The sequence below is a fragment of the Coriobacteriia bacterium genome, from assembly GCA_014859305.1.
Lineage (GTDB): Bacteria > Actinomycetota > Coriobacteriia > Anaerosomatales > Kmv31 > Kmv31.
Genome location: JACUUM010000010.1, coordinates 22,975 through 46,002 on the forward strand (window position 1 = coordinate 22,975; position 23,028 = coordinate 46,002).

A 23,028-nucleotide genomic window follows, 5' to 3' on the forward strand; every position below is an offset into this window, starting at 1 on the left:
GGCCGGCTCCTCGGCTACCGCTCCGCAAGCGGCAGGTACTCGCGTCTCGGAGCGACGCTGCGGTAGGCCGGCCGGATGATCTTGCCGCCGTTGGCGATCTCCTCGAGCCGGTGAGCGCACCAGCCGACTGTGCGGGCGATGGCGAACACCGGGATGAACAGCTCGGGCGGGATCTCGAGCATGCTGTATACGAATCCGGAGTAGAAGTCGACGTTCGCGCTCACGCCCTTGTGCATCTCGCGGGTCTTCGCGATCGCGCCGGGGGCGAGCTCCTCGACCTTGACGTGCAGCCGGTACTCGTCGGCACGCCCCTTCTCGTCGGCCAGCATCTCCGCGTAGCGCTTGAGCAGGAGCGCGCGCGGGTCCGAGACCGAGTACACCGCGTGCCCCATGCCGTACACGAGCCCCGCCCGGTCGAACGCCTCCCTGTTCAAGAGCCGCAGAAGGTACGCGTCGACCTCCCCGTCGTCCTCCCAGTCCCGCACGTTCTCCTTCAGGTCCTCGAACATCCGGACCGCCTTCAAGGTGGCGCCTCCGTGCCTCGGGCCCTTCAGCGAGCCGAGGGCGGCGGCGATGGTCGCGTACGTGTCCGTCCCGGTGGACGAGACCACGTGCGCGGTGAAGGAGGAGTTGTTGCCGCCGCCGTGCTCCGCGTGCAGGACGAGCGCCAGATCGAGCAGCTTCGCCTCCAGTGGCGTGTACGTGCTGTCCGGCCTCAGCATGTGCAGGATGTTCTCCGCGGTGGAGAGCTCGGGCACCGGCGCGTGGATGACCAGGCTGCTGTTCTCGAAGTGGTGGAGGTACGCCTGATACGCGTAGACGGCCAGACTCGGGAACTTGGCGATCAGGTGCATGCTCTGCCGAAGGACGTTGAGGACGTCGATGCTGTCCGGGTCCTTGTCCTGGACGTACAGCGTGAGCACGCTTCTGGCCATCGCGTTCATCACGTCGGGGCTCGGCAGCGGCAGGACGGCGTCGCGCACGAAGCGCTTCGGCAAGACGCGGTGCTCCGCGACGCGCTCCCCGAACTCACGCAGCTCCTCCTCGTCGGGCAGTTCGCCGAAGAGCAGCAGGTACGCGGTCTCCTCGAAGCCCGGCCGGTCCTCGGCGAGGAAGCCCTTGACGAGGTCGTTGATGTCGATGCCGCGGTAGACGAGCTGGCCGGGGCCGGGCACGAGCGCGTCGCCCTCCCGGACGTATGCCGCGACCTCGCCGATCTGCGTCAGGCCCGCCAGCACGCCCCTTCCCGAGGCGTCACGGAGCCCTCGCTTGACGTCGTGCTCGGCGTACTGGGCGGGATCCACGTAGTTGCTCGCCTGGGCCATCCGGCTCCAACGCTCGAGCTGGGCATCCCCCGGGGTCACCCCCGGGACGGCCTCGTCTGTGGCTCTGCGCCTGAACGGGTTCAGCCTCACGCCAGCGTCCTTCCACTCGATGGCGCCGCCGACCGTCGCCGCGTCTCCTTCGGGACGGCACGCCTCCCAGGATAACCCGAGAGCGGGTCGAGCGAAGGACGCGCGGGATCATCCTGGCCCCGAAGGGCCTCACTTCGGACGCTCGTCCAGGCGGGATCCATCTCGCGGAGGGAGCCTTCCGCCGCCTCGAGGCGCGGCAGGGCATGTCCACGTAGCGGTCGCCGGCGGTGAGCTCGCCCGGCCCGCTCCACCGCTCCTTGAATGACTCCCCTGCCGGTACTAGCATCTCGAGAAGGGACCTTCGGGGGAGGTCCTGCGGCCGAGGGGGGAGACGATGGCCGACACCGTGAAGTGGGAGGCCGTCAAGACCGAGTACGACAAGGTCCAGACGGAGTTGAGCGAGTACTACAAGACCTCCCTGACCGTGTCCACCGGCGCGATCGGCTCGATCCTGATCGCGCTGGGGTGGCTGATCACGACCGAGAAGGCCATCGGGCCGGTGGCGTACCTGGCCGTACCCGCCATCGCCATCCCGGCGCTCGGGCTGATCAGGCACTGTCATGAGTCAGCCATGCGCCTCGGCACGTACATCGCCACGTTCCTGGAGCAGCGGTCGCCTCTGGCCTACGAGTCCCGCAACCTGGTGCGGTCGAAGCTGGGGGGTGTCCGCGAGACCAGCTATCCCGGATCCGTCGCGTCCCTGATCCTGCTGCTCGTGGTCATCGATGCGCTGCTGTTCATACAGGCCGCGGCCGCCGGGGCGTGGGACAGCGGCTCCGCGGTGCTGACCGGGAGCCTCGGTCTCGTGGGCCTCGCGGTCCTTGGCTTCCAGTACCGGATGGTCGACCAGGGCCCGTGCGCGCGGTTCCGTGCTCAGTGGAGCGAGGTGCGACGGCGGGAACGCGCCGGCGAGCGATGGGATCCCGATCACGAGAAGGGCGACGAGCAGCCCGTCCTTCGACCATGGGACCGGGAACACGCCCCGGGCGCGACTCCGCCTAGCCGCGGCGCTTGATCGCCGTCTTGGCGGTCAGCGTGATCAGCCCGGCGAGCACCATCCCGCCCATGGCCAGACGCGCCACGTCCAACGCGGGCTGCCACTCGACCCGGTCTCCTCGGATGACGTAGGCGCCCACCGGACGAGCTTGCGCGCCGAACCCTGCGCCGCTGCCGGTCTGGCCCTTCTCCGGGTCCTCGCCGCTCCCGCCTCCGCCGCCGCCCTTGACGGCCGCGACCGGGATGAACGTCACGCCGCCCCTCTCCACCGGCTCCCCGAACACCCGGCGCACCGTCATCACGTCGCGCGCGCCCTCCATCACCTGATCCACAGTCGCCATCTGGCTCTCCTCCTCGGGTAGGCGTCTCGCCTCATCTACCCCGGTACGCCCGTGCGCCTTCGTCGTCGGCCATGCCTGCGGCTGCGGGCCCGGCGCCGCGGACGGGTGACGACGCATACCCTTCACCGTAACCGGCGGCGCAGGGGCTTGACCGCCCGCCGCCGCGGGTACCCTCTCCGGAGTCCGGGCGACCGGCGGGCCGCGAGCGCGAGGAGGCCGGAGGCATCGCGCGGGCAGCGGGCCGCCGACCCGGCGGTACGCCGGTCCGGAAGGGGTGGTACGCATGGCGCAGGGGTTCGACCTCGACGAGGTGCTCGAGTGGGTGGACCGGCTCTACGAGGGGCGTGACGGGCAACGGTTGGGCCGGGGCCAGGTGGTGGGGCGGATGCAGCAGGCCCCGCTCTCGCGCGAGGAGAGAGCGATCTTCGCGGACCTGCCTCCGGGCCCCTACGCCCGCGAGGATCTGCGGCGGCTCGTGCGCGAGTGGGCGGAGCGCGAAGGCCTGACGACGCGGGGGTCGTGAACGGACGGGGAGGTGCCCGATGGCCGGCGACGTTCACCTGCGCCTGACCATGCTGCGCTACCTCGAGCAGAAGAGCGCCGGGCTGCTGAGGCACGTCGTGGCCGACGAGCCGGGGCTCGACAAGGGCGTGAGCGTGGAGCTGTGCTCCGCCTTCGACGACCACGAGCGACACGCCGAGGAGCTGAACGCCATCCTGCGTGACGCGGGCGAGCAGGGGCTGCCCGTCCCGGCGAGCTTCGCGCGGGACGTGGACGAGCGCATCGCGCGGGTAGGCGCCTCGCGGACCAAGGAGGAGGTCATCGAGCGGCTCGCCGCGCTCGAGATCTTCGCGGTGGAGCAGTACCACCTCGCGATGGCCTCGGCGGGTCCGGAGGCGCACGGCGCGCTGCTCGCGCAGCTGCTCGACGAGCAGCGGCACGCGCAGGTTCTTGGTGCGAAGGCGCAGCGCACTTAGGGAGTGCGGAAAGCTCGGCTTCGAGAATCTTGAACGAACGGATAAGGGCCGCTTATACTTCACCCATCCATCCGGCAATGGGTGAAGGGGTAAGGAGATGGCCAAGAAGGTACTGCTCGCGTGCGGCGCGCTCGTGCTGTCGGTAGCGCTGATCGGCTGCCAGGGCAAGGTCGAGGATACGGATCCGGGAGCCGAGGCGCCCGGCGGGGCGGAGCCGGTCGCGACCGGGAGCCTGCCCGCTCCGACCGCCGAGGACCCGATCGTGGTCGACGAGGAGAACCGCGCCGTTCTCGTCTACGCTGAAGTGAACCGGAAGTGGGTCACGGAGCCGACCCGGCATGGCGTCGTGGCCGGGAACGGGAGCAACGGCGACAAGGCGATCTTCCGGGCGGGCGGCGACGCGCTGGACTTCCATGCGGCGCTGACCGGCCTCGGAGCGACACCGGGCGACAACGTGAAGAAGGACTCGCCCGCGGGCACGGCGGCCGAGGGCGACGGGCTCGATGTCACGGTGAGCTGGGAGGGCGCGAGCTTCCCGATCGACGAGCTCGTGATCAGCACCGGCGAGTTCGGCGGCAAGGCGCTGGACCCGAAGTTCGGCGGCAACTACGAGATGCAGTCCACGGCCAAGACGGGTTGCCTGTTCTGCCTGGACACCTGTGCGGCGGGCATCACGTCGAACGCCGCCGTGGGCTGGAAGTCCTTCGACAGCGGCAAGGTGGAGTTCCGCGGTGACGGCGACAAGCTGCCGGCGGACGGGACGCCGGTCGTGGTCACGTTCGCGCTGAAGTAGACGCATGAGGCAGCGCATCCGCCTCGGAGCCGCCACGATGCTGGCGGGGGCGACCGCCGGCTTCTCGGCGGCGTGGCTGCTGGGCAGGTCGAACACGCTCGCGATGGTGTTCAGCACTTCGCTGCTGCTGACCGCAGGCGTGCTCGCGGGCGCCGTCGTCACCTTCTTCGCCGTGCGACGCGCCGGCCGAGGAGGACCCGGTGCTCTCGCGGCCCGCACCACCGGCGGCCTCCTGATCGTCGCCGGCGCGGTCTCGGTCGCGCACACGCTCCTGACGCAGCCCTACGCCGCCGACGCGGTGACCATCATGTGGCTGGACGGGCTGCGGCTGCGCGGGGTCGTGGGCGTCGAGGCGGCGCGGCTGCCGTCTCTGCTGCTGACCGGCGCGGGTGCCGCGTTGGGCGCCTGCTGGGCCGTTCGCGGGTGGCGCGAGCGGAGCGCGGCGAGGCGGGCTCTGGGCGAGGACGCCCCCGAGCCGCTCGTCTCCCGAAGGCAGCTCGCGGCAGGCATCGCGGTCGCGGCGGCCGGTGCGCTCGCCTACGCGCTCGTGCCGCCCCTGCGCGACCGGGTGGGCGAGGCTGTCGGTGTCCTCGCGCGCGGCGACGTCGAGGTCGTGCGCGACTACCTGCTGGGCTTCGGCCTGTGGGCGCCGGTGGTCTCCTCGGCGCTGATGATCCTGCAGTCGCTCGTCGCGCCGCTGCCGGCGTTCGTGGTGACCTTCTCCAACGGGCTGCTCTTCGGCTGGGCCTGGGGCGCGCTGCTGTCCTGGTCCAGCGCGATGGCAGGTGCCGCGCTGTGCTTCTGGCTGGGGCGCACGCTCGGCCGCCCGGCCGTGGAGAGGCTGGTGGGCGGCAGCGCGGCGCTCGAGGTCAGCGACCTGTTCTTCGAGCGGTACGGGGACAAGGCCGTCCTCATCGCGCGGCTGCTGCCGTTCGTCTCCTTCGACATCATCAGCTACGGCTCGGGCCTGACCCCGATCGGCTTCCGGCGCTTCTTCGTCGCGACCGGCATCGGGCAACTGCCCGCGACCCTGGTCTACTCCTACCTCGGCCAGAACCTCACCGGAAGCGTCCGGGTGCTCTTCCTGGTCTTCCTGTTCACCGCGGTCGTGATCGTGATCGGCTCGGCCGTTCGCCCCGCCTACCTGCGCAAGGTGCGTCGAGAGGCCGCCGAGGAAGGGCTCGGCGCCGAGGCGCGGGCGGCGGGAGAGGCGGCGTCCTGAGATGACCGACGGTGCGAGCGCGACGGCCGCCGAGGTGCGGAGCGCGGCGGGGGCGGCGACGGCTGCGGAGCCCCGGCGTTTTGCCGCCGGCACGGTGCTCCGCGCGCTGCTGAGCGCGGCGCTGCTCGCGTTCGTCCTCTCGCACGTGGAGCTCACCGCGGTCTCCGGCGCATTGCGCTCTCTCGATACGCCGTGGCTGCTCGCCTCGGCGGCCGCCGTGTACGCCGCGGTGGCTCTGTCCGCGTTCAAGTGGGGCGTGCTGCTGCGCGCCCGAGGACGCCCGCTGCGGCTGCTCAGGCTCACCCGCCACTACCTCGTCGGACTGTTCTTCAACAACTTCCTGCCGACCTCGGTCGGCGGCGACGTGGTGCGCGCCTGGGACGCGGGCCGGGACCTGGACGACGCCGCCGAGGCAGCGGCGTCGGTCGTCGCCGAGCGCCTCATCGCCTCGGTCGCGCTCGCGCTGACCGCGGCGATCGGCCTGCCGTTCGTGGAGGAGCGCGCCGGGGCGGCCGCCGCGGTGGCCGTCGTCGGCGTCGCGGGCGTGGGGCTGTCCGCGCTCTTCCTGGCGCCGGGGCTCTCCGAGCGCATGGTGTCCTCGGCGATGCGCGGCCGCTTCGAGACGATCGCGGGCTGGGTGGACCGGACGTCGCGGGCGGTCGGGGAGACGCTGCGCCGGCCGGGCACGGTCCTCGGCGTGCTCGCGCTGTCGGTGGGCTTCCAGGGGCTCGTCGCGCTCGTGAACTGGTGCCTCTTCCGCGCGCTGGGCTCTCCGATCGGGTTCGGGGAGTGCGTGGTGTACACCTCGATCGTCTCGGCGGCGACGATGGTCCCCGTGTCCGTCTCGGGACACGGCGTGCGCGAGGCGGGCTACGCGTACTTCTTCGCCCTCGCCGGCGTCGGGCCGGCCGCGGCCGTCACCGCCTCGCTGCTCTTCTTCTCGGTGGTCGCCGCGTGTACCCTGCCGGGGGCGGTGCTGTTCGCGACGGGAAGGGGGCGGAGGCGGTGAGACGCGGCGAGGAGCGTCGCGCGGCCGACGCCGCGCGGGCGGATCACGCCTCCGCTCGCAACTGCGCCGAGTCCGTGCTTCGTGCCGTCACGGCCGAGGGCGGGCTGCCCGCGGTCCCCGAGAGCGCGGGCAGCGGCTTCACCTCGGGCATCGGGAACACGGGCTGCCTCTGCGGCGCACTCGCGGGCGGTGTGATCGTCCTGGGCGCGTACGCGGAGACCGAGGGGTCGGCGCCGGAGGCGCGCCGCCTTCGCGCCGAGGAGCTCTCCGCCGAGTTCCTGGCCCGCTTCAAGGAGCGGTGGGGGTCCACGTGCTGCCGTGTGATCACGCGCGGCTTCGTGCCGGGCACGCGCGAGGCGGCGGCCCGCTGCGCGGAGGTGACCGAGAACGCCGCCGCGCTCGCCGCCGCCATGGTCGGCGACGCCCGCGCCGAGGCGGGGTCTGCGCGCCGACACGGCGCTCGCGACGTGACCGCGGCGGCGGAGCGGCTCGCGAAGGGCACGCTGGCCGGAGCGGGCGCCGGGCTCGCCGTCTCGGCCGCCGGCGCGCTGCTCGCGGGAGGCGCCCCGGCCGGGGGCCTGCCGCCGCTGCTCCTCGCCCTGGCGGGCCTCGCCCTGGCCGCGGCGGCGGAGCGGGGCGCGCCCGCGCTGCGCCGGGCGGGACGGGCGCTGCACGTCGCGGGGCTCGCCGGCTCCGCGCTCGCGCTGGCGGCTCTTACGGCGCCCCCGGCCCGCGCGGCGCTCGCCGCCGGTCTCGCCGGCGGCGGCGCGTGGAGCGCGGCGGGCGCGCTGGCCTTCGCCGCGCTGGCGGTGCCGGCCGCACTGCGCGCCTACGAGCTCGGGAGGTACCGGTGAGCGGCGCCGCCCGCCCGGTCGCGCGCATCGCCGAGGGCATCCGCCTCTCCCGCACGGGCTCCCGCGCGTGGGTCCTGCCCGAGGAGGCGTGCTGGTGCGTCACCCTCGACGGCCGGGCGCCGCCGCCGCCGGACCCGGCGCCTCGCGTCCCCGAGCCCCCTCCTCGGCTCGCCGAGGTGTGGCTCTACACCAACGAGGACTGCAACCTGCGCTGCTCGCACTGCTTCCTGCCGCCTCGGCCGCTGCGTCCGCCGCCCGGCTCCCTGCTCGAGCGGGCGGAGGAGGCGCTGAGGCTCGGAGCGGAGACGGTGTATCTGACCGGGGGCGAGCCGTTCCTTCGCGAGGACCTGGAGGAGCTGGTCGCGGCCTTGGCGCCGAGGGCGACGGTCGTCGTGCTGACCAACGGCACGCTCGTCACGCCGCGGCGCATGGAGCGCCTCGCGGCGCTCGTGCCCGCGACCCTTCGACGCCGCCTCGCGTTCCAGGTCAGCCTCGACGGCTCCAGGGAGGTGCACGACGCGAGGCGCGGGAACGGCGCCTTCGACCGCGCGGTGAGCGGCATCGAGGCGCTGACCGCCTTCGGCCGCCCGCCGGCGGTCTCCACCACGCTGACCGGCGCCAACGCCGGCGGCGCGCACGAGGTGACGCGCATGCTCCCCGGCCTGGGCTGCCGCGTGCACCACCTCTTCCTGCCGCACGTCGGAGGCAGGCTCGCCGCCGGCGCCGAGCGGCTCCCGGCGCCTCGCGAGCTGCTCGCCGCGATCAGGCGCTGCCGCGAGGCCGCCGACGCCGGGGGCGTGATCCTCTCGAACCACGTGGTGGTGGCCTCGCGCGTGCGCCGCCCCGGGCGGCGCTACGACGGCTGCGTGGGCGGCTGCGCGATGCTCGCCGTCGCCGCGGACGGCAGCGTGTACCCGTGCCCCTCGCTCGCCGGCCGCTCAGGGCTCGCCGACCCGCCGGGCACGGCGCTCGTCCGGGCGGTCTCCTCGGGCCGGTGCGCGGAGCTGCGCCACGCCACCCTCGCCCGCCGCCCCCGCTGCGGCGCGTGCGACTACCGCCACTTCTGCGGCGGGGGCTGCGCCGCCCACGCCTACGCCGCCGGAGGAGGGTACGATGCGGGCGAGCCCTACTGCGAGGTCTACCGGGGGCTCATCGAGGACTGCCTGCGCGAGGAGTCGGAGCGGCTGCTCGGCGAGGCCACGGCCGAGGACCTGACGGGCGGCGTGCTGCGGCCCTCGCCCGCCGAGGGGGCGGGGACGGGGCGCCACCGCTTCGGCTGCACTTGAACGACGACCTGAAGCCGCCGGGCGCGGGTGCGAGGAGGGGCGAGGGTGCGGATAGGGATCATCGGCGGGACGGGCGCCGAACTCGGCTTGGAGCGTGCCGAGGAGGTGCGGATCGAGAGCCGCTTCGGCAGGGTGGACGCTCTGCGGGGGCGTTTCGCCGGCGGCTCGTCGGAGGTCGTGTTCGTGCGGCGGCACGGCGAGGGCCACCGGCGGCTGTCCTCGATGGTCGACCACCGTGCGAACGTCGCGGGCCTGCGCGAGGCCGGCTGCGCGGCCGTCGTCGCGACGACGGTGTGCGGGGTGCTCGACCCGGAGGTCGCCCTCGGCACGCCACTGGTCTTCGACGACCTCTTCTTCCCGGACAACCGCCTGCCCGACGGGTCGCCGTGCACGTTCTTCGACGAGCCGGGCGCTCCGGGTCGCGGCCACTACGTCCTCGGCTCGCCTTTCTCGCCCGCCCTGCGCCGCACGCTCGTGCACGCCGGGCGCGCCCGCGGGCTCGCTCTCGAAGACGGTGGCACGTACGCCTACGCGCTGGGCCCGCGCTTCAACTCCCGCGCGGAGGTCGCTTGGCTGCGCTCGCTGGGCGCCGTGGCGGTCAGCCAGACGGCCGGCCCGGAGGCGGTGCTGGCCGGCGAGCTCGAGCTGCCCTACGCGCTCGTCGGCTTCGGGGTGGACTACGCCAACGGCGTCCAGCCGCGCCCCACCCCCGTCGAGGTGCTCGACGGGCACATCGCAGCGAGCCGCGAGGTGCTGCGCACGCTGCTGGAGGCCGCGGTGTCCGCTCTGCCCGAGGAGACCGCGTTCGACACCGGCTTCGTCTACCGCTTCGAGTGAGGCGAGGCTCTCCCGCCGCGCTCGCGCCACGCGGCGAGCCGCTCCGGCGGCGTGCCTAGCCGGTACCTCGCCGTGGTGGCGACGTTGAGCGCGGTCCAACGCCAGGGTCCGTGCTCGCTCCACCCGCGGTCGGAGGTGACGGCGTCGGCGCGCAGCACGCGCACGAGGCCCGCGCGGCGCGCGCGGCGCACGAACTCGTAGTCCTCCATCAGCGGGTAGGCCGGGAAGCGCCCGAGCGCCCGCCACAGGGCCCTTCGGCAGAAGAGCCCCTGGTCGCCGTAGGGGAAGTGCAGCAGCGACCCTCGGAGCCGCGTGAACGTCTCGATGACCCGCAGCGCCGGCCGGCGCGCCGCCAGCGAGAAGCGGAACGCCCCCACGAGCAGCCCGGGGTCGGCGAGCGCGTCGAGCACGAGGCGCGCGAAGCCGCGCGGCGGGAGCGTGTCGGCGTGCAGGAACAGCAGCGCGTCTCCGCCGGCCGCCTCCGCCCCGGCGTTCATCTGAGCGCCGCGACCGTGGGCGGCCCTCACCACGCGCGCGCCTCCCGCCTCGGCGATCGCCGGCGTGCCGTCCGTGCTGCCGCCGTCGGCGACCACCACCTCGACGTCCTCGGCGAGGAGCCGCTCGAGCAGCGCCGGAAGGACGGTCGCCTCATCCAGCGTCGGCACCACCACCGCGAGCGATCCGGGCGGCTCGTACCAGGCCGCGCGCACGGCCTCCCACGAGGCGACGTCCTCGGGCCGGTCGACGTCGGCCCGCGTCTCGAGCACCTCGGCGTCCACGCCGTGGTGCCGCAGCCCCCCGAGGAGCGTCTCGGCGACGTCGCCCATGCCCCATGCGACGTCCGCGAACGCCGCCGGCAGCACGGCGGCGGCCTCCCGGTCCACGGCGAGCAGGCAGTAGCCTCCGTCGTGCGCGGGGACGAGCGAGGCACCGCGAGCCGACGCCGCGGCGAGCGCCCGGCGGACGTCCTCGGCGTCGAGGCCGGGGCAATCGGAGCCCGCCACCGCCGCGACCCGCGACGACCCCAGCGCCTCGCGCAGCGCGCGCAGCTGGCGCTCGCCCAGGTCGCCTCCACCCTGGTCGCGGGCGGGGAGGCGCAGCCAGCGGCCTGCCGCCGCCGCGGAGCCCCCGGTCACGCGCACCTGGGCGCGGACGCCGTCGGTCGCCCGAAGCAGCCGCAGCTGGCGCGCGGCGTGCTCGGTCATGGCGGCGTGCAGGGACGCGGCGGCCTCGTCGCCGAGCCGCGCCGCGACGCGCGTCTTGACCGCGCCGGGGACCGGGAGGCGCGTCAGCAGCGAGACGGAGTGTCGGCGGCGCATGCGCCCATGCTACGCGTACCAGTCCTCGCGCGTGAGCGGCAGGCCGCTCGGCTCTCCGGTGTGCTTGTGCAGCAGCGTCTGGTAGACCTGGATCCTGTTGCGGGCGAACGCGACGCCGGCGAACGTCATGTAGAGCCGCCAGACACGGTAGGTGGCCTCGTCGGTGCAGGCCCGGGCCTCGTCGGCTCGCTCCTCCAGGCGGCGGACCCAGTGCCGCAGGGTCATCGCATAGTGCTCGCGGAGGTCCTCCACGTCGCGCACCTCGAAGCCCGCGTCCTCGGCCGCCGCGAGCGTGGTGCTGATGGGCAGCAACTCGCCGTCGGGGAAGACGTACTTCTGCGAGAAGCTGGGGCCGTGCTTGCGGCGGTGCTCGAACACGCTGCACGAGATGCCGTGGTTGAGGAAGGTGCCGCCTTCGGCGAGAAGCCGTGAGGCCTTCTCGAAGTAGGTCGGCAGCAGCTCGGCGCCGACGTGCTCGAACATCCCCACGCTCACGAGCTTGTCGAAGGGCCGGGACTCGTCCACGTCGCGGTAGTCGAGCACCCGTGCCCGGCAGCGCTCCGACAGCCCCGCCTCGGCGATGCGCCGCTGGGCCAGGCGGGCCTGCGGCTCGCTCAGCGTGATGCCCGTGGCGTCCACGCCGTACTCGCGCGCCGCGTGCACGAGCAGCCCGCCCCAGCCGCAGCCGATGTCGAGCAGCCGCTCGCCGGGCCGGAGCCGCAGCTTGCGGCAGATGAGGTCGAGCTTGCGTTCCTGAGCGGCGTCCAGGTCCTGTTCGCCGTCCGCGAAGTACGCGCACGAGTAGACCATGTGCCGGTCGAGCCACAGGCGGTAGAAGTCGTTCGAGACGTCGTAGTGGTAGCGGATCGCGTCGGCGTCGCGCCGCTTTGAGTGACGGCGTCCGTCCAGTTCGGCGGCGCGGGCGCCTTCCCGCCGGCCGTCGCCCGGCATCCTCATCAGGCGGGCGGCGTACCGGGCGAGGCGCGCGCGGTCCTTGGCTAGCGACTCCAGGTGGTCGCCGAGCCCGGCGACAGCCTCCAGGTCGCCCTCGACGTCGAAGTCGTCGAAGATGAACGCCTCGCCGAGGCTCACCTCGTTCAGGGGCCAGAACATCCGCTTCAGTGAGGAGGGGTGCTTGAGCACGACGGTGAACCGCGCGTCGTGCCCGTCGTCGGGCTCCCACGTGGAGCCGTCCCACAGTCGCACGCGGAAGTCCCTCGGGTGAAGGTCGCCGAGGACGTCCTGAAGGAACGCCATCGTCTGCTCGGCCGGTGAGACCCTGGTCGCCTGCATGCGTCCACCTCCGCTCCGGCCTGGACGGCCGTCATCCCTCTCATTCCCGACATGCGCCCGGCCCGTCGCGGGGCCCGACCGGGCGGCGGGGACCCGCACCGGCCGCGCCACCTCCTGCCGCCTCCCGCAGGTCCTTCCGCAGCCAACGGATGCCCGGGAAGGGCAGGTCGTCCCGGTAGGGTGCCGTGGCCTCGTAGCCGAGGTCCTCGTACAGCCCTTGGGCCAGCGGCATCATCTCCGTCGAGGTGGTGAGCACCACCGCGGCGTAGCCGCGCTCGCGGGCGTCGACCTCGGCGCGCTCCATCAGCGCTCTCGCTATCCCGCGCCGGCGGTTCTCGGGCCGCACGTACAGCCGTTTGATCTCGGCGAAGCGCTCCGCGCCGGCGCCGGGGACGCGGGACCCTTCGGGGACGGGCTGCAGCCCGAGGACCCCTACGGGCAGCCCGCCCGCGTACGCCAGCAGGAGCGAGCCGGCCGGCGGGGCGTAGGGCCCCGGCAGGTCGGCGAGCTCCTCGGCGAGCCGGCTGGAGGCGAGGTCCCAGTCCAGCGAGGCGGCGTACTCGGCGAAGAGCGCGCGGGCGGCCTCGATCCCGCCGGCGGTCGCCGCTTCGCGGATTCGGATGGTCTCGTCCGGCACGGCCGGTCCGCCTGGAGTCGGGGAGGCGCCGGCTATAGCAGCCCGGCGGCCTTCTCGTCGTCGTCCGTCTTGAGGATGACGGTGGCGGTCTCGGCGCCCGACGTGGTCGTCCCGTAGGCGTAGTCGATGTTGATGCCGGCCTCGGCGATCCTGCGCGCCGCCTCCTCGAGCGCTCCCGGGCGGTCGGGCATCGAGACGGCGAGCACGGATCTCTCCCGGACCTCGGCGCCCATCCCGCTCAGGACCTCGGACGCCCTGGCGTTGTCGTCGGTGACGAGCAGGAACGTGCCCTCCCCGCGCTCGTAGGCCGAGATCGCTCGGATGTCCACGTTCGCGGCGCGAAGGCCGCCGGCGACGTCGGCGAGCAGCCCCACTCTGGCAGGCATCTTCGCCACGAGCTGTGCGATCACGCGTGCGCTACCCATAGGTGGCCCCCCTTCGGGTTCCCAGGTTCCTCCAAGGATATACCCCGCCCGTCACGCCTTGGCCGGCACTTCGGCGCTCTTGCCCGGCGCGACCTCGACCACCTCACCGCCGATCCCGACGCGAACGGCCTCCCCGGTCCCCCCTACGGCGGAGACCGCCACACGGCGGTGGTCGATGTCCAGGTCGAGCCACTGCCCGCGGTACCGGATGCGCGTGCGCAGCCGGACGAGCTCCTTCGGGAGCACGGGGTCGACCCACAGGACGTCCTCGCGCGGCTCGAGGCCGGTGTAGCCCCGCTGGAGGATGTCCACGCTGCCTGCCATCGCGCCGAGGTGGATGCCCTCGGCCGTCGTGCCGCCCTGGACGTCGGCGACGTCGCTCATCATCGCTCGCTGGAAGAAGTCCCACGAGCGCCTGCGGTCGGTACGCGCCAGCACCCACGCGTGCACGACCCCGCTCAGCGTCGATCCGTGAGACGTGCGCTGCAGGTAGTACTCGACGTTGCGCGGTATGTCCCTCCTCGGCAGGCTGTAGCCCAGACGCTCGAACAGCTGGCAGAGCTCGTCGGAAGAGAGCAGGTAGAACAGCATGAGCACGTCCGCTTGCTTGGAGACCTTGTAGCGGTTCGTCGTGTCGTCCTCGGCCTCGAGGATACGGTCGAGGCGATGGATGTCGCCGTACTTCTCCCGGTAGCCCTCCCAGTCGAACTCCTCGAGGTCCTCGTAGCCCTCGAACTGGCTGATGATGCCGTCCTCGTGGAAGACCACGCGCATCTTGCGGCTCATGTCGTCCCACAGCTCGAGCTCCTCGCGGCGGAGCCTGAGGCGCTCGATCACCACGCTGCGCTGGGGCTCGGGGAGGCGCTCGAGCATCTGGAGGGCCCTGCACAGCACCCAGGCGACCATCACGTTCGTGTACGCGTTGTTGTGCAGACCCGGCTGCTCGGCGCCCGGGTAGGCGTCGTGGTACTCGTCGGGTCCCATGACCCCGCAGATCTCGTAGCGGTCGCCCACCTTGTCGTAGGAGGCGGCGCTTCCCCAGAAGCGCGCGATCTCGACGAGCATCTCCGCGCCGAAGAACGAGAGGAACTCCAGGTCGCCGGTGATCTGGTAGTACTGCCAGACGTTGTAGGCCACGGCGATGTTGATGTGGCGCTGGAGATGGGTGTGGTCCGGGAGCCATCTGCCCGAGCGGGGGTTGAGGTGGATGCGCTGGTTCTCCTCGCGTCCGTTGCTGCCGCTCTGCCATGGGAACATCGCACCCTCGAACCCGGCCTCCTCGGCCGCCCAGCGCGCCTCGGGCAGGCGCCGGTAGCGGTAGCGCAGCAGGGAGCGCGTGAGCTCCGGAAGGCGGTAGTTCAGGAACGGGAAGATGAACAGCTCGTCCCAGAACACATGGCCCCGGTACGCCTCGCCGTGCAGGCCGCGCGCGGGCACGCCCACGTCCAGGCCGATCGAGTTCTCGGAGACGACCTGCAGCAGGTGGGCGACGTGCACGTTGAGGATCCGCTGGTCCTCCTCGCGCTCGTGCCCCCGTATCTGGAAGCGGCGCCACAGGTGGTCCCAGGCCAGGGAGTGGCTCCGCAGCAGGCCCTCGAAGCCACCCGCGCGGCGCACGGCCTCCCGCGCGTCGAGGACCGGTTCCGAGACGGCCAGGTCACGCGACGTGTAGATGGAGGCCACCTTCTGCACGGACACGGAGCGGCGGCTCTCGAGCTCGAGGTCGAACTCGTGCGCCACGTAGGCCCCCTCGCGCACGAGCCGCCTCTCGACCACGTCCTGCTCGCCGTCGCGCCACACGCGCACGCGCGCCGCCTCGGCCACTCGCAGCTGCGACTGGGTCGTGCGCACGGCCAGCCAGACGGTCTCGGCGTCGGCCTCCCCCTCGCCGACGGGCTCGAGGTGCTCGCTCGCCAGCGCCCGGTACCGCTCCACGCCGGCGTTCGTGACCCTGCCGTCGATCCCGGAACGGACGGTGATCCTTCCCGACCAGTCCTCGGCGAGCAGGACCGTCTCCAGCCCGGCAAGGTGCGGCTTGCGCATGTGAGCGAACCGCCGCTGCGCGAGGCGGGTCGTCCGACCGGAACCGTCCCTGAACCTCACCCGGCGGGTGAGCAGCCCCCGGAGCACGTCGAACTCCTGAACGTACTCGAGGATCTCGACCGCGTCCACGTCGAACCACGGCCCGTCCCCGACCCGGAAGGTCAGCGGCAGCCAGTTCGGGACGTTGGCCATGCTCTCGTTCTCGATCGTCTCGCCTGCGACCTCGCTGGTCAGCCTGTTGTAGAGGCCGGCCACGTACGTCCCCGGGTAGTGGATGCCGTCGGCGACGGACTCCGGTGCCGCGCCGCGGGTTGCGAAGTAGCCGTTGCCCACGGTGCACAGCGCCTCCCGGTGACCCTCCTCCTCTGGGCGGTAGTCCCGATAGGACAGCAGCCACTCGCTCATCCCGCACCCCTCTCACCCAGCTCGCCCGCCAGGCGGCCGAGGAGCTCGCCGGTCTGCCCGACGTCGTCCAGCGAGTAGTGCGCGAGCGTCGGCCGGTCCTCCTCGCCCAGCACGGCGACCGCCACGCCACAGGAGCGGACCGCCGCGAAGGCGTCCTCGTCGGTGACATCGTCACCCAGCACGAGCGGAACGGCGGCCGGGCCGCCGAGCCCGGGCACCCGGAGCAGCAGCAGCAGCGCCTCGCCCTTGTCCCAGTCGATGTCCGGCCGCAGCTCGAAGACCTTCTTGCCGCCGGTCATGCGGAGCGTGCCCGAGGAGCTCGCGGCATGCTCGACGGCGCGCCTCGCCGCCGGCACCGCCTCGGGGGGCGCCAGGCGGTAGTGCACGGCGATGGTGTAGCGCTTGCGCTCCAGCGCGACGCCGGGAAGGCCCGCCAGCCCGCGGCGCAACTCCTCCTCGGCGCGCTCTAGAGCGGGGAGGAAGCGCTCGAACCCGCGCGCCCGCTCCCCGCCGACGGGCGTGCCGTCGGGCGCGACGATCTCGAAGCCGTGGCTGCCGGCGTAGTAGACGCCCGGGACCCCGGCCCGCTGCCGCACATCGGCGAGGTCGCGCCCGCTTACGATCGCGACGGGGACGACGCCGGCCAGCCGGGTGACCGCCTCGCGCACGGGGGGCGGCATCGCCGCTTCGGCGTGGCGGTCCACGATGGGGGCCAGCGTTCCGTCGAAGTCCAGGAAGGCGGCCGGTCGGCCGCGAGCGAGCCGCTCGACGATCTCCGGCCAGGCGTCGAGCGCCGAGGGAAGCTCGCTCAGCAGGCGTCGCCCGGCGCGCCCCGCCCCGCCCGCGCCCTCCGCGCCCGGTCCGCGCGCGTCCGCCGCCAGCTCGCCGAGGTCGCCCACCACCCGGTCGGCGCCCGCGCGCCGCAGCTCCTCGGCCCGGCCGAACCGGTCGACGCCGAGCACGAGCGCGAAGCCGCCGCGGCGGCCGGCCTCCACGCCGGCCTGCGCGTCCTCCACCACCGCGGCTCGCTCCTTCGGCACGCCCACCAGCCGGGCGGCGTGGAGGAAGACGTCGGGCGCGGGCTTGCCCGCCAGGCCCGCCTCCTCCGCGTCGGCTCCGTCCACGATCGCGTCGAAGAGCCCCGTCACGCCGGCGGCGTCGGCGACCGCCCGGCCGTTGCGGCTCGCGGTGATCAGCGCCGTGCGTACGCCCGCGTCGCGCAGCTCGCGGATGAGTCGCACCGAGGATGCGTACGACTCGGCTCCCTCCTCGGCCAGCACTCGCAGGAACCGCTCGTTCTTGGCGTTCGCCAACCCGGCTACGGTCTCGGCTCCGGGCGCGTCTGCCGGGTCGCCCACCGGGAGCGAGATGCCCCGCGACTCGAGGAAGGCGCGGGCGCCGTCGTAACGGGGCTTGCCGTCCACGTGGCGGGCGTAGTCCTCGTCGGAGAACGGGCGGAACGGCTCGCCGGTGCGCTCGCTGCGCAGCCGGAGGTACTCGTCGAAGGTGCGCTTCCACGCCGCGGCGTGCACGTGCGCGGTCTCGGTCACCACGCCGTCGAGGTCGAAGACCACCGCGTCGATGCCGGGGCCGGGGAAGGCGCCCGCGGCGCAGCTCCGCCGTCCCGGCTCCACGTCCTCCGTCCGCCGCCGCGTCATCTCGACCGCTCCAGAGCGAACGCGAGGGCGAGGGCGACGGCGGCGGCCGCCGTGAGGATCGTCAGGATGTCCGCGTACCGGTATCGCATCTCCCACCTACACCAGCGCGAAGCGTTCGTAGTGGACGCGCCGCGCGGGGACGCGCATCTCGGCCAGGGCCGCGCTCACGGCGTCCAGCATCGCAGGGGGGCCGCAGAGGAAGTAGTCGCGCTCGAGCGGCTCGGCCACGTAGCGCTCGAGGAGCTCCCGCGTCACGAACCCGCGCTCGCCCGTCCAGCCCTCGGGCGGCTCCTCCAGCACGTAGGCCACCTTGAGCGGCAGGACGTCCGAGAGCCGGCCGATCTCCTCGCGGAACACGAGGTCCTCTTCGGCCTTGGCGGCGAAGACCAGCGTGCACGCCGTGTCGTCGCCGCGCTCCTCGGCGGTGCGCAGCACGCTCATGACCGGCGTGATGCCGATGCCGCCGGCGATCAGCACGTAGCCCGCCGCGTCGTAGCGGTCCGTGGTGAACGCCCCGTACGGGCCGTCGAGGTATGCGACCTCGCCCGGCTCCACCTCGCCGATGCGCGACGTGAAGTCCCCGAGCTCCTTCACGGTCATCTCGAACCCGCTCTTCCCGGCGGGAGCCGCCGAGGAGAACGAGAACGGGTGCTCCTCCAGCGAGAACGGCGAGCGCCGCAGCGTCACCCACGCGAACTGACCGGGCAGGAAGCCCATGCCGGGATGACCCTGCGGCTCGAAGGCCAGCGTCCACGTGTCCCGCCCTTCCCGGCGCACCTCGGAGACCCGGTACGGGCGCCGCGCCTTGACCAGCGGCTTGCCGACCCTCACCCACGCGAACGCGAGCGCCCACAGGGTCGGGTAGACGATCCACAGGGCGCGCTTCCAGGGGGCGCTGACGTAGTGGCCGATGCCCTGCATGTGGAGCACCGCGAGCACCACCACCGCGACCGCCAGCACGTCGTGCAACCCGCGCCAGGTCTCGTAGCGCAGCTTGAAGCGCTGGCGCCACACCGAGGAGGCCACGATCGCGCCGAGCGAGGCCACGGCGGCGACCGCCGCCCGCGCCCGCCACGGCGCGGCGAACACGTTCAGCAGCGCCAGCAGCGCGGGGTCCATGACGAACAGCAGGACCGGGTGCGCGAGCACGAGGCCCAGGGCCACGTAGGACATGCGCCGATGGAAGTGGTAGACGGCGTCGATCCCGAACGGAGCCTTCAGGCGGCGGAGCCGCGCCGACAGGACGAACTGCAGCCCGAGGATGCCCGCGCCGGCGAAGGCGAGCGCCACGGAGAGCTCCCGCAGGAACTCGCGTCCCGCCGGCAGCGGGGCGAGCAGCATCAGCACGAGCGGCGCCAGCGCGAGCAGCACGTACAGGGCGATGCCCGATGCGGCGCGCACCCGATATGCTCGCTGCCGCGCGCGGCGGTCCACGGCAGGGGACATCCACATCCCTTCGGAGGAGACCTTCTCCAGGTATTCCCCGCCGCCGCGGGTTCGCCTCGCCCGCTCGCCGGGGCGGCAGCCGCTTCCCGCCCGCCGGCCGGCGTGGCACGCACGGCGGAGCCGCGGCCCGCCGGGGGGTAAAGAAGGAGCACGAGGAACGTGACGCGGGCCGGAGCCGATGCCGCCCGGCGCCGCGAGACCCCGAGGAGGGGAGCGCCATGGCGCACATCCGCTGGTTCGAGGAGCTGACCAACGAAGACGTCGCCAGCGTGGGCGGCAAGAACGCTTCGCTGGGGGAGATGATCCGGAGCCTGCGGGCCGAGCGGGTGAGCGTGCCCGGGGGCTTCGCGACCACCGCCGAGGCCTACTGGGCGTTCGTCGAGGCCAGCGGCATCCGTGACCGCCTCGAGGAGCTGCTCGCGGCGCTTCAGCGCGAGGAGGTGACGCTGCAGGAGGCGGGCTCCCGCGTCCGCCGCCTCTTCCGCCGCGGCCGCTTCCCCGAAGACATCGCGGAGGAGATCCGCGAGGCCTACGCGGAGCTCTCGCGCCGCTACGGCGTGGAGGAGGCCGACGTGGCCGTACGGTCCTCGGCCACCGCGGAGGACCTCCCGACCGCGAGCTTCGCGGGGCAGCAGGAGACGTTCCTGAACGTGGTGGGCGCCGAGGAGCTGCTGGACGCCTGCCGGCGCTGCTACGCGTCGCTGTTCACCGACCGCGCCATCGCGTACAGGCGCGAGCAGGGCTTCGACCACATGCAGGTGGCGCTGTCGGTGGGCGTGCAGAAGATGGTGCGGAGCGACCTCGCCGGGGCCGGCGTCATGTTCACCGTGGACACCGAGACCGGCTTCCCCGACATGATCGTGATCGACGCGAACTTCGGCCTGGGCGAGACGGTGGTGCAGGGGACGGTGAACCCCGACGAGTACCGCGTCTTCCAGCCGCTCCTCGCGGACGCGCGCCTCCGGCCGGTCATCGAGAAGACCCTCGGCGAGAAGGCCCGCAAGGTCGTGTACGCGCCGGGCGGGGGGCACGCGACGCGGACCGTGGACACCACCCAGGACGAGCGGCGCGCGTTCGTGCTGACCGACGACGAGATCCTGCGGTTCGCGCGGTGGGGGGACGCGATCGAGCGCCACTACGGCCGGCCGATGGACGTGGAGTGGGCCAAGGACGGGGAGTCCGGCGAGCTGTTCGTGGTGCAGGCGCGGCCGGAGACGGTGGTGTCGCAGCGGGAGGCGGCGTCGCTGCGCTCCTACCGGCTGGAGGAGCGCGGCGAGCGGCTGGTGCAGGGCCTGGCCATCGGCGACGCGGTGGCCGCGGGCAAGGTGATCGTGATCCGCAGCCCCAAGGAGATGGGCCGCTTCGAGGACGACGCCGTGCTCGTCACCGGCATGACGGATCCGGACTGGGTCCCGATCATGAAGCGCGCCGCCGCCATCGTGACCGACCACGGCGGCCGCACGTCGCACGCCGCCATCGTGAGCCGCGAGCTGGGCGTGCCTGCCATCGTCGGGACCGGCGAGGCCACGCACGTGCTGCGCGACGGGCAGGAGGTCACGGTCTCGTGCGCCGAGGGTGAGACCGGATACGTCTACGACGGGCGGCTGGCCTTCTCCTCGGAGGAGATAAGGCTCGAGGACGTGCCCGAGACGCGCACGCGCATCATGATGAACATCGCCTCGCCGGCGGCGGCCTTCCGCTGGTGGAGGCTGCCGGTGCGCGGCATCGGCCTGGCCCGCATGGAGTTCGTGATCAACAACGAGATCGCGATCCACCCGATGGCGCTCGTGCGCTACCCCGACCTGGCCGACGCCGACGCCAGGCGCGAGATCGACCGCCTGACGCGGGGCTACGAGGACAAGACGGAGTACTTCGTCGATCGTCTCGCGAGCGGCATCGCGCGCATCGCGGCCTCGCAGCACCCCGACCCGGTGCTCGTGCGCACGAGCGACTTCAAGACCAACGAGTACGCCGCCCTCATCGGCGGACGCGAGTTCGAGCCCGCCGAGGCCAACCCCATGCTGGGCTTCCGGGGGGCGTCGCGCTACTACGACGAGCGCTACCGCGAGGGCTTCGCGCTCGAGTGCCGCGCGATCAAACGGGCGCGCGAGGAGGTCGGGCTGCGCAACGTCGTGGTGATGCTGCCGTTCTGCCGCACCCCGGAGGAGGCCGACCGCGTCCTCGAGGTGATGGCGGAGAACGGCCTGCGCCGAGGAGAGGCGGGCCTGCAGGTCTACGTGATGGCCGAGATCCCGTCGAACGTGACGCTGGCGGACCTGTTCGCCGAGCGCTTCGACGGCTTCTCGATCGGCTCCAACGACCTCACGCAGCTGGTGCTCGGCGTGGATCGCGACTCGACCGACCTCGCCGCGCTGTTCCAGGAGAACCACGAGGCGGTGCGCCGCACGATCGCCGAGCTCATCGAGCGAGCGCACGCCGCCGGCACGCCCGTGGGCATCTGCGGCGAGGCGCCGAGCAACCACCCCGAGTTCGCCGCGTTCCTGGTGGAGGCAGGCATCGACTCGATCTCGCTCAACCCCGACAGCGTGATGGGCACGATCGGGCGGGTGGCCGAGGCCGAGGAACGGCTACGGGAGCCGGCCAGGGCTCACTCGTAGCGCAGCGCGCGGATGATGTCGAGCTTGGCCGCTTGACGTGCGGGGATGAGGGCGGCGAGCGCGGCGAACACGAGGCCCACGGCCACGGCGGCCATCAGCCCGCTCCACGGGAACACGAAGTCGAACTCGAGCCCGACGGACTGGATCGCGACGAGGACGAGGTTGCCGAGCGGTATGCCCACAACGAGGCCGGCGACGGTGCCCAGCGCCGAGAGCAGCATCTTCGTGTCTCGGACGGGATCACGGCTCGTGATGGCGGAACCGGGCATATACAGAAGCGCCGAGGTGCGGTAACGTATAAGGCGTACCCGACCGGGAGGCTGCCATGCCCACAGCCGCGCGCTCACGCGAACGACGCCCTCACGCGGCCGCTCTCGACGCGATCGAGAGCGCCGGGTCGAGCCGGGAACGCGCAGAGGCGCTCGTACGGCTGACCTCGGAGATCGCCTCCGACGATCCGGACCTGGTCCGCTTCCGTTTCTCGCTTCTCGCCATGATGCGCGCCGCGCTAGCCGGCGGAGAGGTCGCGGCCGGGCTGGCCGGCGAGCCTCGCATGCTCGTGGAGGGCATCGAGCTTCCCGCGTACTCGGCCGCCGACATCGCCAACGAGGCCGCTCTGCGCGGGCTGGCGCGCGCGGGGGTGTTGGACGAGGAGATGCTCACGGCGTCGGCGGTCTCGGCGCTGCTAGGTTCCAGATCCAAGAACCCGAGGCAGTACGCCAACAGGCTCAGACTGCGAGGCGAGATCGTGGGGGTGCCTCACCAGAACCAGTACCTCTACCCCGCCTTCCAGTTCGACGAGGAGCGCCGGCGCGTATGGCCGGCCGCCTTCGCCGCGAACCGCATCCTCGGCGCCGCCGACGACCCCTGGGGGGTCGCGTCGTGGTGGGTGACGCCGGATGGCTGGCTGGGGCGCCCGCCGAAGGACGTGCTCGGCTCGCGTGACGACGAAGCCGTGCTGACCGAGGCGGCGCGGGACACCGCCGAAGGCTACTAGTGTCCGCTGGGGGATCGGTGCGAGCGGGGGATTCCTGGGAGGGGCAACGCCGGCGTCCGCCGGCGCACGGGGTCGTCGGACCTCCCGCGGTCGAGACGCTGCTCTCGGGAAGCCGGCTGTGGCGCATCCATCGCAGCGACACACTCGGAGCGGACTACACGAACGTCGCGGCGGGAGAGCGTTCCGGCGGGAGGTTCGACGTGCCGGAGGAGGCGGTCGGTCACCTCTACGCCGGGGACGGCTTGGAGGCGGCGGTGGCCGAGACGCTCCTTCGGCGCACGCCACTCGCCGATCAGGGTCCGAGGATCGTCCCCTTCGCGCGCGTCGCCGGGCGGACGCTCTCTGTGCTGGAGGTCCGCCGCGACCTGCGGTTGATCGCTCTGCACGGGCCGGCGGCGGCCGCGATCGGACAGGGCTTGTGGCTCACCAAGTGCGACGCTGCGGACTACCCGCTCAC

The 23,028-nt window shown here is 73.0% G+C and carries 22 protein-coding genes; 12 read left to right on the forward strand and 10 right to left on the reverse strand.

Features of this window, described 5'->3' with window-relative positions:
* Window positions 1-14 precede the first annotated feature (14 nt).
* Complete coding sequence (locus IBX62_03010) at window positions 15-1,325, reverse strand: citrate/2-methylcitrate synthase (protein MBE0476051.1); 1,311 nt, start codon at window positions 1,323-1,325, stop codon at window positions 15-17.
* 424 nt (window positions 1,326-1,749) lie between these two features.
* On the opposite strand from IBX62_03010, the gene IBX62_03015 reads away from it, so the two are divergent.
* Window positions 1,750-2,430: a hypothetical protein gene (locus tag IBX62_03015; GenBank protein ID MBE0476052.1), complete on the forward strand. Its 681-nt coding sequence runs from the start codon at window positions 1,750-1,752 to the stop codon at window positions 2,428-2,430.
* Here the strand turns inward: IBX62_03015 and IBX62_03020 are convergent.
* Entirely contained in the window at window positions 2,414-2,752 is a 339-nt protein-coding gene (locus IBX62_03020; GenBank protein ID MBE0476053.1) for a sporulation protein, read from the reverse strand. The two genes, IBX62_03015 and IBX62_03020, sit on opposite strands and share 17 nt — an antisense overlap.
* 283 nt (window positions 2,753-3,035) lie before the next feature.
* Here IBX62_03020 and IBX62_03025 point away from each other — a divergent pair, with 283 nt between their 5' ends.
* From IBX62_03025 to IBX62_03060, 8 genes are all read left to right on the forward strand, one after another.
* Window positions 3,036-3,275 carry a hypothetical protein gene (locus IBX62_03025; protein ID MBE0476054.1) on the forward strand — a complete coding sequence of 80 codons (240 nt, stop codon included), beginning with the start codon at window positions 3,036-3,038 and terminating at the stop codon, window positions 3,273-3,275.
* 19 nt (window positions 3,276-3,294) lie between these two features.
* Window positions 3,295-3,729, forward strand: a complete 435-nt coding sequence (locus IBX62_03030; protein ID MBE0476055.1) for a hypothetical protein — start codon at window positions 3,295-3,297, stop codon at window positions 3,727-3,729.
* Between the two features lie 97 nt (window positions 3,730-3,826).
* Window positions 3,827-4,522, forward strand: a complete 696-nt coding sequence (locus IBX62_03035; protein MBE0476056.1) for a hypothetical protein — start codon at window positions 3,827-3,829, stop codon at window positions 4,520-4,522.
* Window positions 4,523-4,829: 307 nt separating this feature from the next.
* On the forward strand, window positions 4,830-5,744 hold the full coding sequence (locus IBX62_03040; protein MBE0476057.1) for a TVP38/TMEM64 family protein: 915 nt from the start codon (window positions 4,830-4,832) through the stop codon (window positions 5,742-5,744).
* A 1-nt stretch (window position 5,745) separates the two neighbouring features.
* Window positions 5,746-6,753, forward strand: coding sequence for a flippase-like domain-containing protein (locus tag IBX62_03045; protein MBE0476058.1), 1,008 nt, complete (start codon window positions 5,746-5,748; stop codon window positions 6,751-6,753).
* The gene (locus IBX62_03050; GenBank protein ID MBE0476059.1) at window positions 6,750-7,607 is read left to right on the forward strand and encodes a C_GCAxxG_C_C family protein; all 858 of its coding nucleotides are present in this window, start codon (window positions 6,750-6,752) and stop codon (window positions 7,605-7,607) included. Before IBX62_03045 ends, IBX62_03050 begins: the two co-directional genes overlap by 4 nt.
* A complete protein-coding gene (locus IBX62_03055) occupies window positions 7,604-8,893 on the forward strand; it encodes a radical SAM protein (protein ID MBE0476060.1) in 1,290 nt (429 codons plus the stop codon). Before IBX62_03050 ends, IBX62_03055 begins: the two co-directional genes overlap by 4 nt.
* A gap of 45 nt (window positions 8,894-8,938) precedes the next feature.
* Window positions 8,939-9,730 (forward strand): MTAP family purine nucleoside phosphorylase, encoded by a 792-nt coding sequence (locus IBX62_03060; protein MBE0476061.1) that lies wholly within the window; start codon window positions 8,939-8,941, stop codon window positions 9,728-9,730.
* Here the strand turns inward: IBX62_03060 and IBX62_03065 are convergent.
* The 7 genes from IBX62_03065 to IBX62_03095 all read right to left on the reverse strand — a co-directional run bounded on the left by IBX62_03065 (window position 9,715) and on the right by IBX62_03095 (window position 18,956).
* Window positions 9,715-11,049, reverse strand: coding sequence for a TIGR04283 family arsenosugar biosynthesis glycosyltransferase (locus tag IBX62_03065; GenBank protein ID MBE0476062.1), 1,335 nt, complete (start codon window positions 11,047-11,049; stop codon window positions 9,715-9,717). The two genes, IBX62_03060 and IBX62_03065, sit on opposite strands and share 16 nt — an antisense overlap.
* 9 nt (window positions 11,050-11,058) lie before the next feature.
* The gene (locus IBX62_03070; protein MBE0476063.1) at window positions 11,059-12,342 is read right to left on the reverse strand and encodes a class I SAM-dependent methyltransferase; all 1,284 of its coding nucleotides are present in this window, start codon (window positions 12,340-12,342) and stop codon (window positions 11,059-11,061) included.
* A 40-nt stretch (window positions 12,343-12,382) separates the two neighbouring features.
* On the reverse strand, window positions 12,383-12,979 hold the full coding sequence (locus IBX62_03075) for a GNAT family N-acetyltransferase (GenBank protein MBE0476064.1): 597 nt from the start codon (window positions 12,977-12,979) through the stop codon (window positions 12,383-12,385).
* A gap of 32 nt (window positions 12,980-13,011) precedes the next feature.
* Window positions 13,012-13,404: an ACT domain-containing protein gene (locus tag IBX62_03080; protein MBE0476065.1), complete on the reverse strand. Its 393-nt coding sequence runs from the start codon at window positions 13,402-13,404 to the stop codon at window positions 13,012-13,014.
* A gap of 51 nt (window positions 13,405-13,455) precedes the next feature.
* Complete coding sequence (locus IBX62_03085) at window positions 13,456-15,852, reverse strand: glycoside hydrolase family 65 protein (protein MBE0476066.1); 2,397 nt, start codon at window positions 15,850-15,852, stop codon at window positions 13,456-13,458.
* Complete coding sequence (gene otsB, locus IBX62_03090) at window positions 15,849-17,510, reverse strand: trehalose-phosphatase (protein ID MBE0476067.1); 1,662 nt, start codon at window positions 17,508-17,510, stop codon at window positions 15,849-15,851. Before otsB ends, IBX62_03085 begins: the two co-directional genes overlap by 4 nt.
* A 96-nt stretch (window positions 17,511-17,606) precedes the next feature.
* Window positions 17,607-18,956: a ferric reductase-like transmembrane domain-containing protein gene (locus IBX62_03095; protein MBE0476068.1), complete on the reverse strand. Its 1,350-nt coding sequence runs from the start codon at window positions 18,954-18,956 to the stop codon at window positions 17,607-17,609.
* Window positions 18,957-19,174: 218 nt separating this feature from the next.
* Between IBX62_03095 and ppsA the strand changes: the two genes are divergently transcribed.
* Window positions 19,175-21,574, forward strand: a complete 2,400-nt coding sequence (gene ppsA, locus IBX62_03100) for a phosphoenolpyruvate synthase (GenBank protein MBE0476069.1) — start codon at window positions 19,175-19,177, stop codon at window positions 21,572-21,574.
* Here ppsA and IBX62_03105 read toward each other — a convergent pair.
* Window positions 21,565-21,795: a hypothetical protein gene (locus tag IBX62_03105; protein ID MBE0476070.1), complete on the reverse strand. Its 231-nt coding sequence runs from the start codon at window positions 21,793-21,795 to the stop codon at window positions 21,565-21,567. The genes ppsA and IBX62_03105 overlap by 10 nt on opposite strands.
* 104 nt (window positions 21,796-21,899) lie before the next feature.
* Here IBX62_03105 and IBX62_03110 point away from each other — a divergent pair, with 104 nt between their 5' ends.
* Together IBX62_03110 and IBX62_03115 are read left to right on the forward strand one after the other, a co-directional pair.
* On the forward strand, window positions 21,900-22,571 hold the full coding sequence (locus IBX62_03110; protein ID MBE0476071.1) for a hypothetical protein: 672 nt from the start codon (window positions 21,900-21,902) through the stop codon (window positions 22,569-22,571).
* Window positions 22,571-23,028: RES family NAD+ phosphorylase (locus IBX62_03115; protein MBE0476072.1), on the forward strand; the 458-nt coding region annotated here is incomplete at its 3' end. The genes IBX62_03110 and IBX62_03115, both read left to right, overlap by 1 nt.

What these genes read in the sequence shown, in the direction of transcription:
- IBX62_03085 (MBE0476066.1), bottom strand. Translation starts at nt 15,852, where the DNA reads ATGAGCGAGTGGCTGCTGTCCTATCGGGACTACCGCCCAGAGGAGGAG.
- IBX62_03110 (MBE0476071.1), top strand. Translation starts at nt 21,900, where the DNA reads ATGCCCACAGCCGCGCGCTCACGCGAACGACGCCCTCACGCGGCCGCT.
- IBX62_03035 (MBE0476056.1), top strand. Translation starts at nt 3,827, where the DNA reads ATGGCCAAGAAGGTACTGCTCGCGTGCGGCGCGCTCGTGCTGTCGGTA.
- IBX62_03045 (MBE0476058.1), top strand. Translation starts at nt 5,746, where the DNA reads ATGACCGACGGTGCGAGCGCGACGGCCGCCGAGGTGCGGAGCGCGGCG.
- IBX62_03015 (MBE0476052.1), top strand. Translation starts at nt 1,750, where the DNA reads ATGGCCGACACCGTGAAGTGGGAGGCCGTCAAGACCGAGTACGACAAG.
- IBX62_03080 (MBE0476065.1), bottom strand. Translation starts at nt 13,404, where the DNA reads ATGGGTAGCGCACGCGTGATCGCACAGCTCGTGGCGAAGATGCCTGCC.
- IBX62_03070 (MBE0476063.1), bottom strand. Translation starts at nt 12,342, where the DNA reads ATGCAGGCGACCAGGGTCTCACCGGCCGAGCAGACGATGGCGTTCCTT.
- ppsA (MBE0476069.1), top strand. Translation starts at nt 19,175, where the DNA reads ATGGCGCACATCCGCTGGTTCGAGGAGCTGACCAACGAAGACGTCGCC.
- IBX62_03020 (MBE0476053.1), bottom strand. Translation starts at nt 2,752, where the DNA reads ATGGCGACTGTGGATCAGGTGATGGAGGGCGCGCGCGACGTGATGACG.
- otsB (MBE0476067.1), bottom strand. Translation starts at nt 17,510, where the DNA reads ATGACGCGGCGGCGGACGGAGGACGTGGAGCCGGGACGGCGGAGCTGC.
- IBX62_03025 (MBE0476054.1), top strand. Translation starts at nt 3,036, where the DNA reads ATGGCGCAGGGGTTCGACCTCGACGAGGTGCTCGAGTGGGTGGACCGG.
- IBX62_03095 (MBE0476068.1), bottom strand. Translation starts at nt 18,956, where the DNA reads ATGTCCCCTGCCGTGGACCGCCGCGCGCGGCAGCGAGCATATCGGGTG.
- IBX62_03065 (MBE0476062.1), bottom strand. Translation starts at nt 11,049, where the DNA reads ATGCGCCGCCGACACTCCGTCTCGCTGCTGACGCGCCTCCCGGTCCCC.
- IBX62_03030 (MBE0476055.1), top strand. Translation starts at nt 3,295, where the DNA reads ATGGCCGGCGACGTTCACCTGCGCCTGACCATGCTGCGCTACCTCGAG.
- IBX62_03040 (MBE0476057.1), top strand. Translation starts at nt 4,830, where the DNA reads ATGTGGCTGGACGGGCTGCGGCTGCGCGGGGTCGTGGGCGTCGAGGCG.
- IBX62_03010 (MBE0476051.1), bottom strand. Translation starts at nt 1,325, where the DNA reads ATGGCCCAGGCGAGCAACTACGTGGATCCCGCCCAGTACGCCGAGCAC.
- IBX62_03105 (MBE0476070.1), bottom strand. Translation starts at nt 21,795, where the DNA reads ATGCTGCTCTCGGCGCTGGGCACCGTCGCCGGCCTCGTTGTGGGCATA.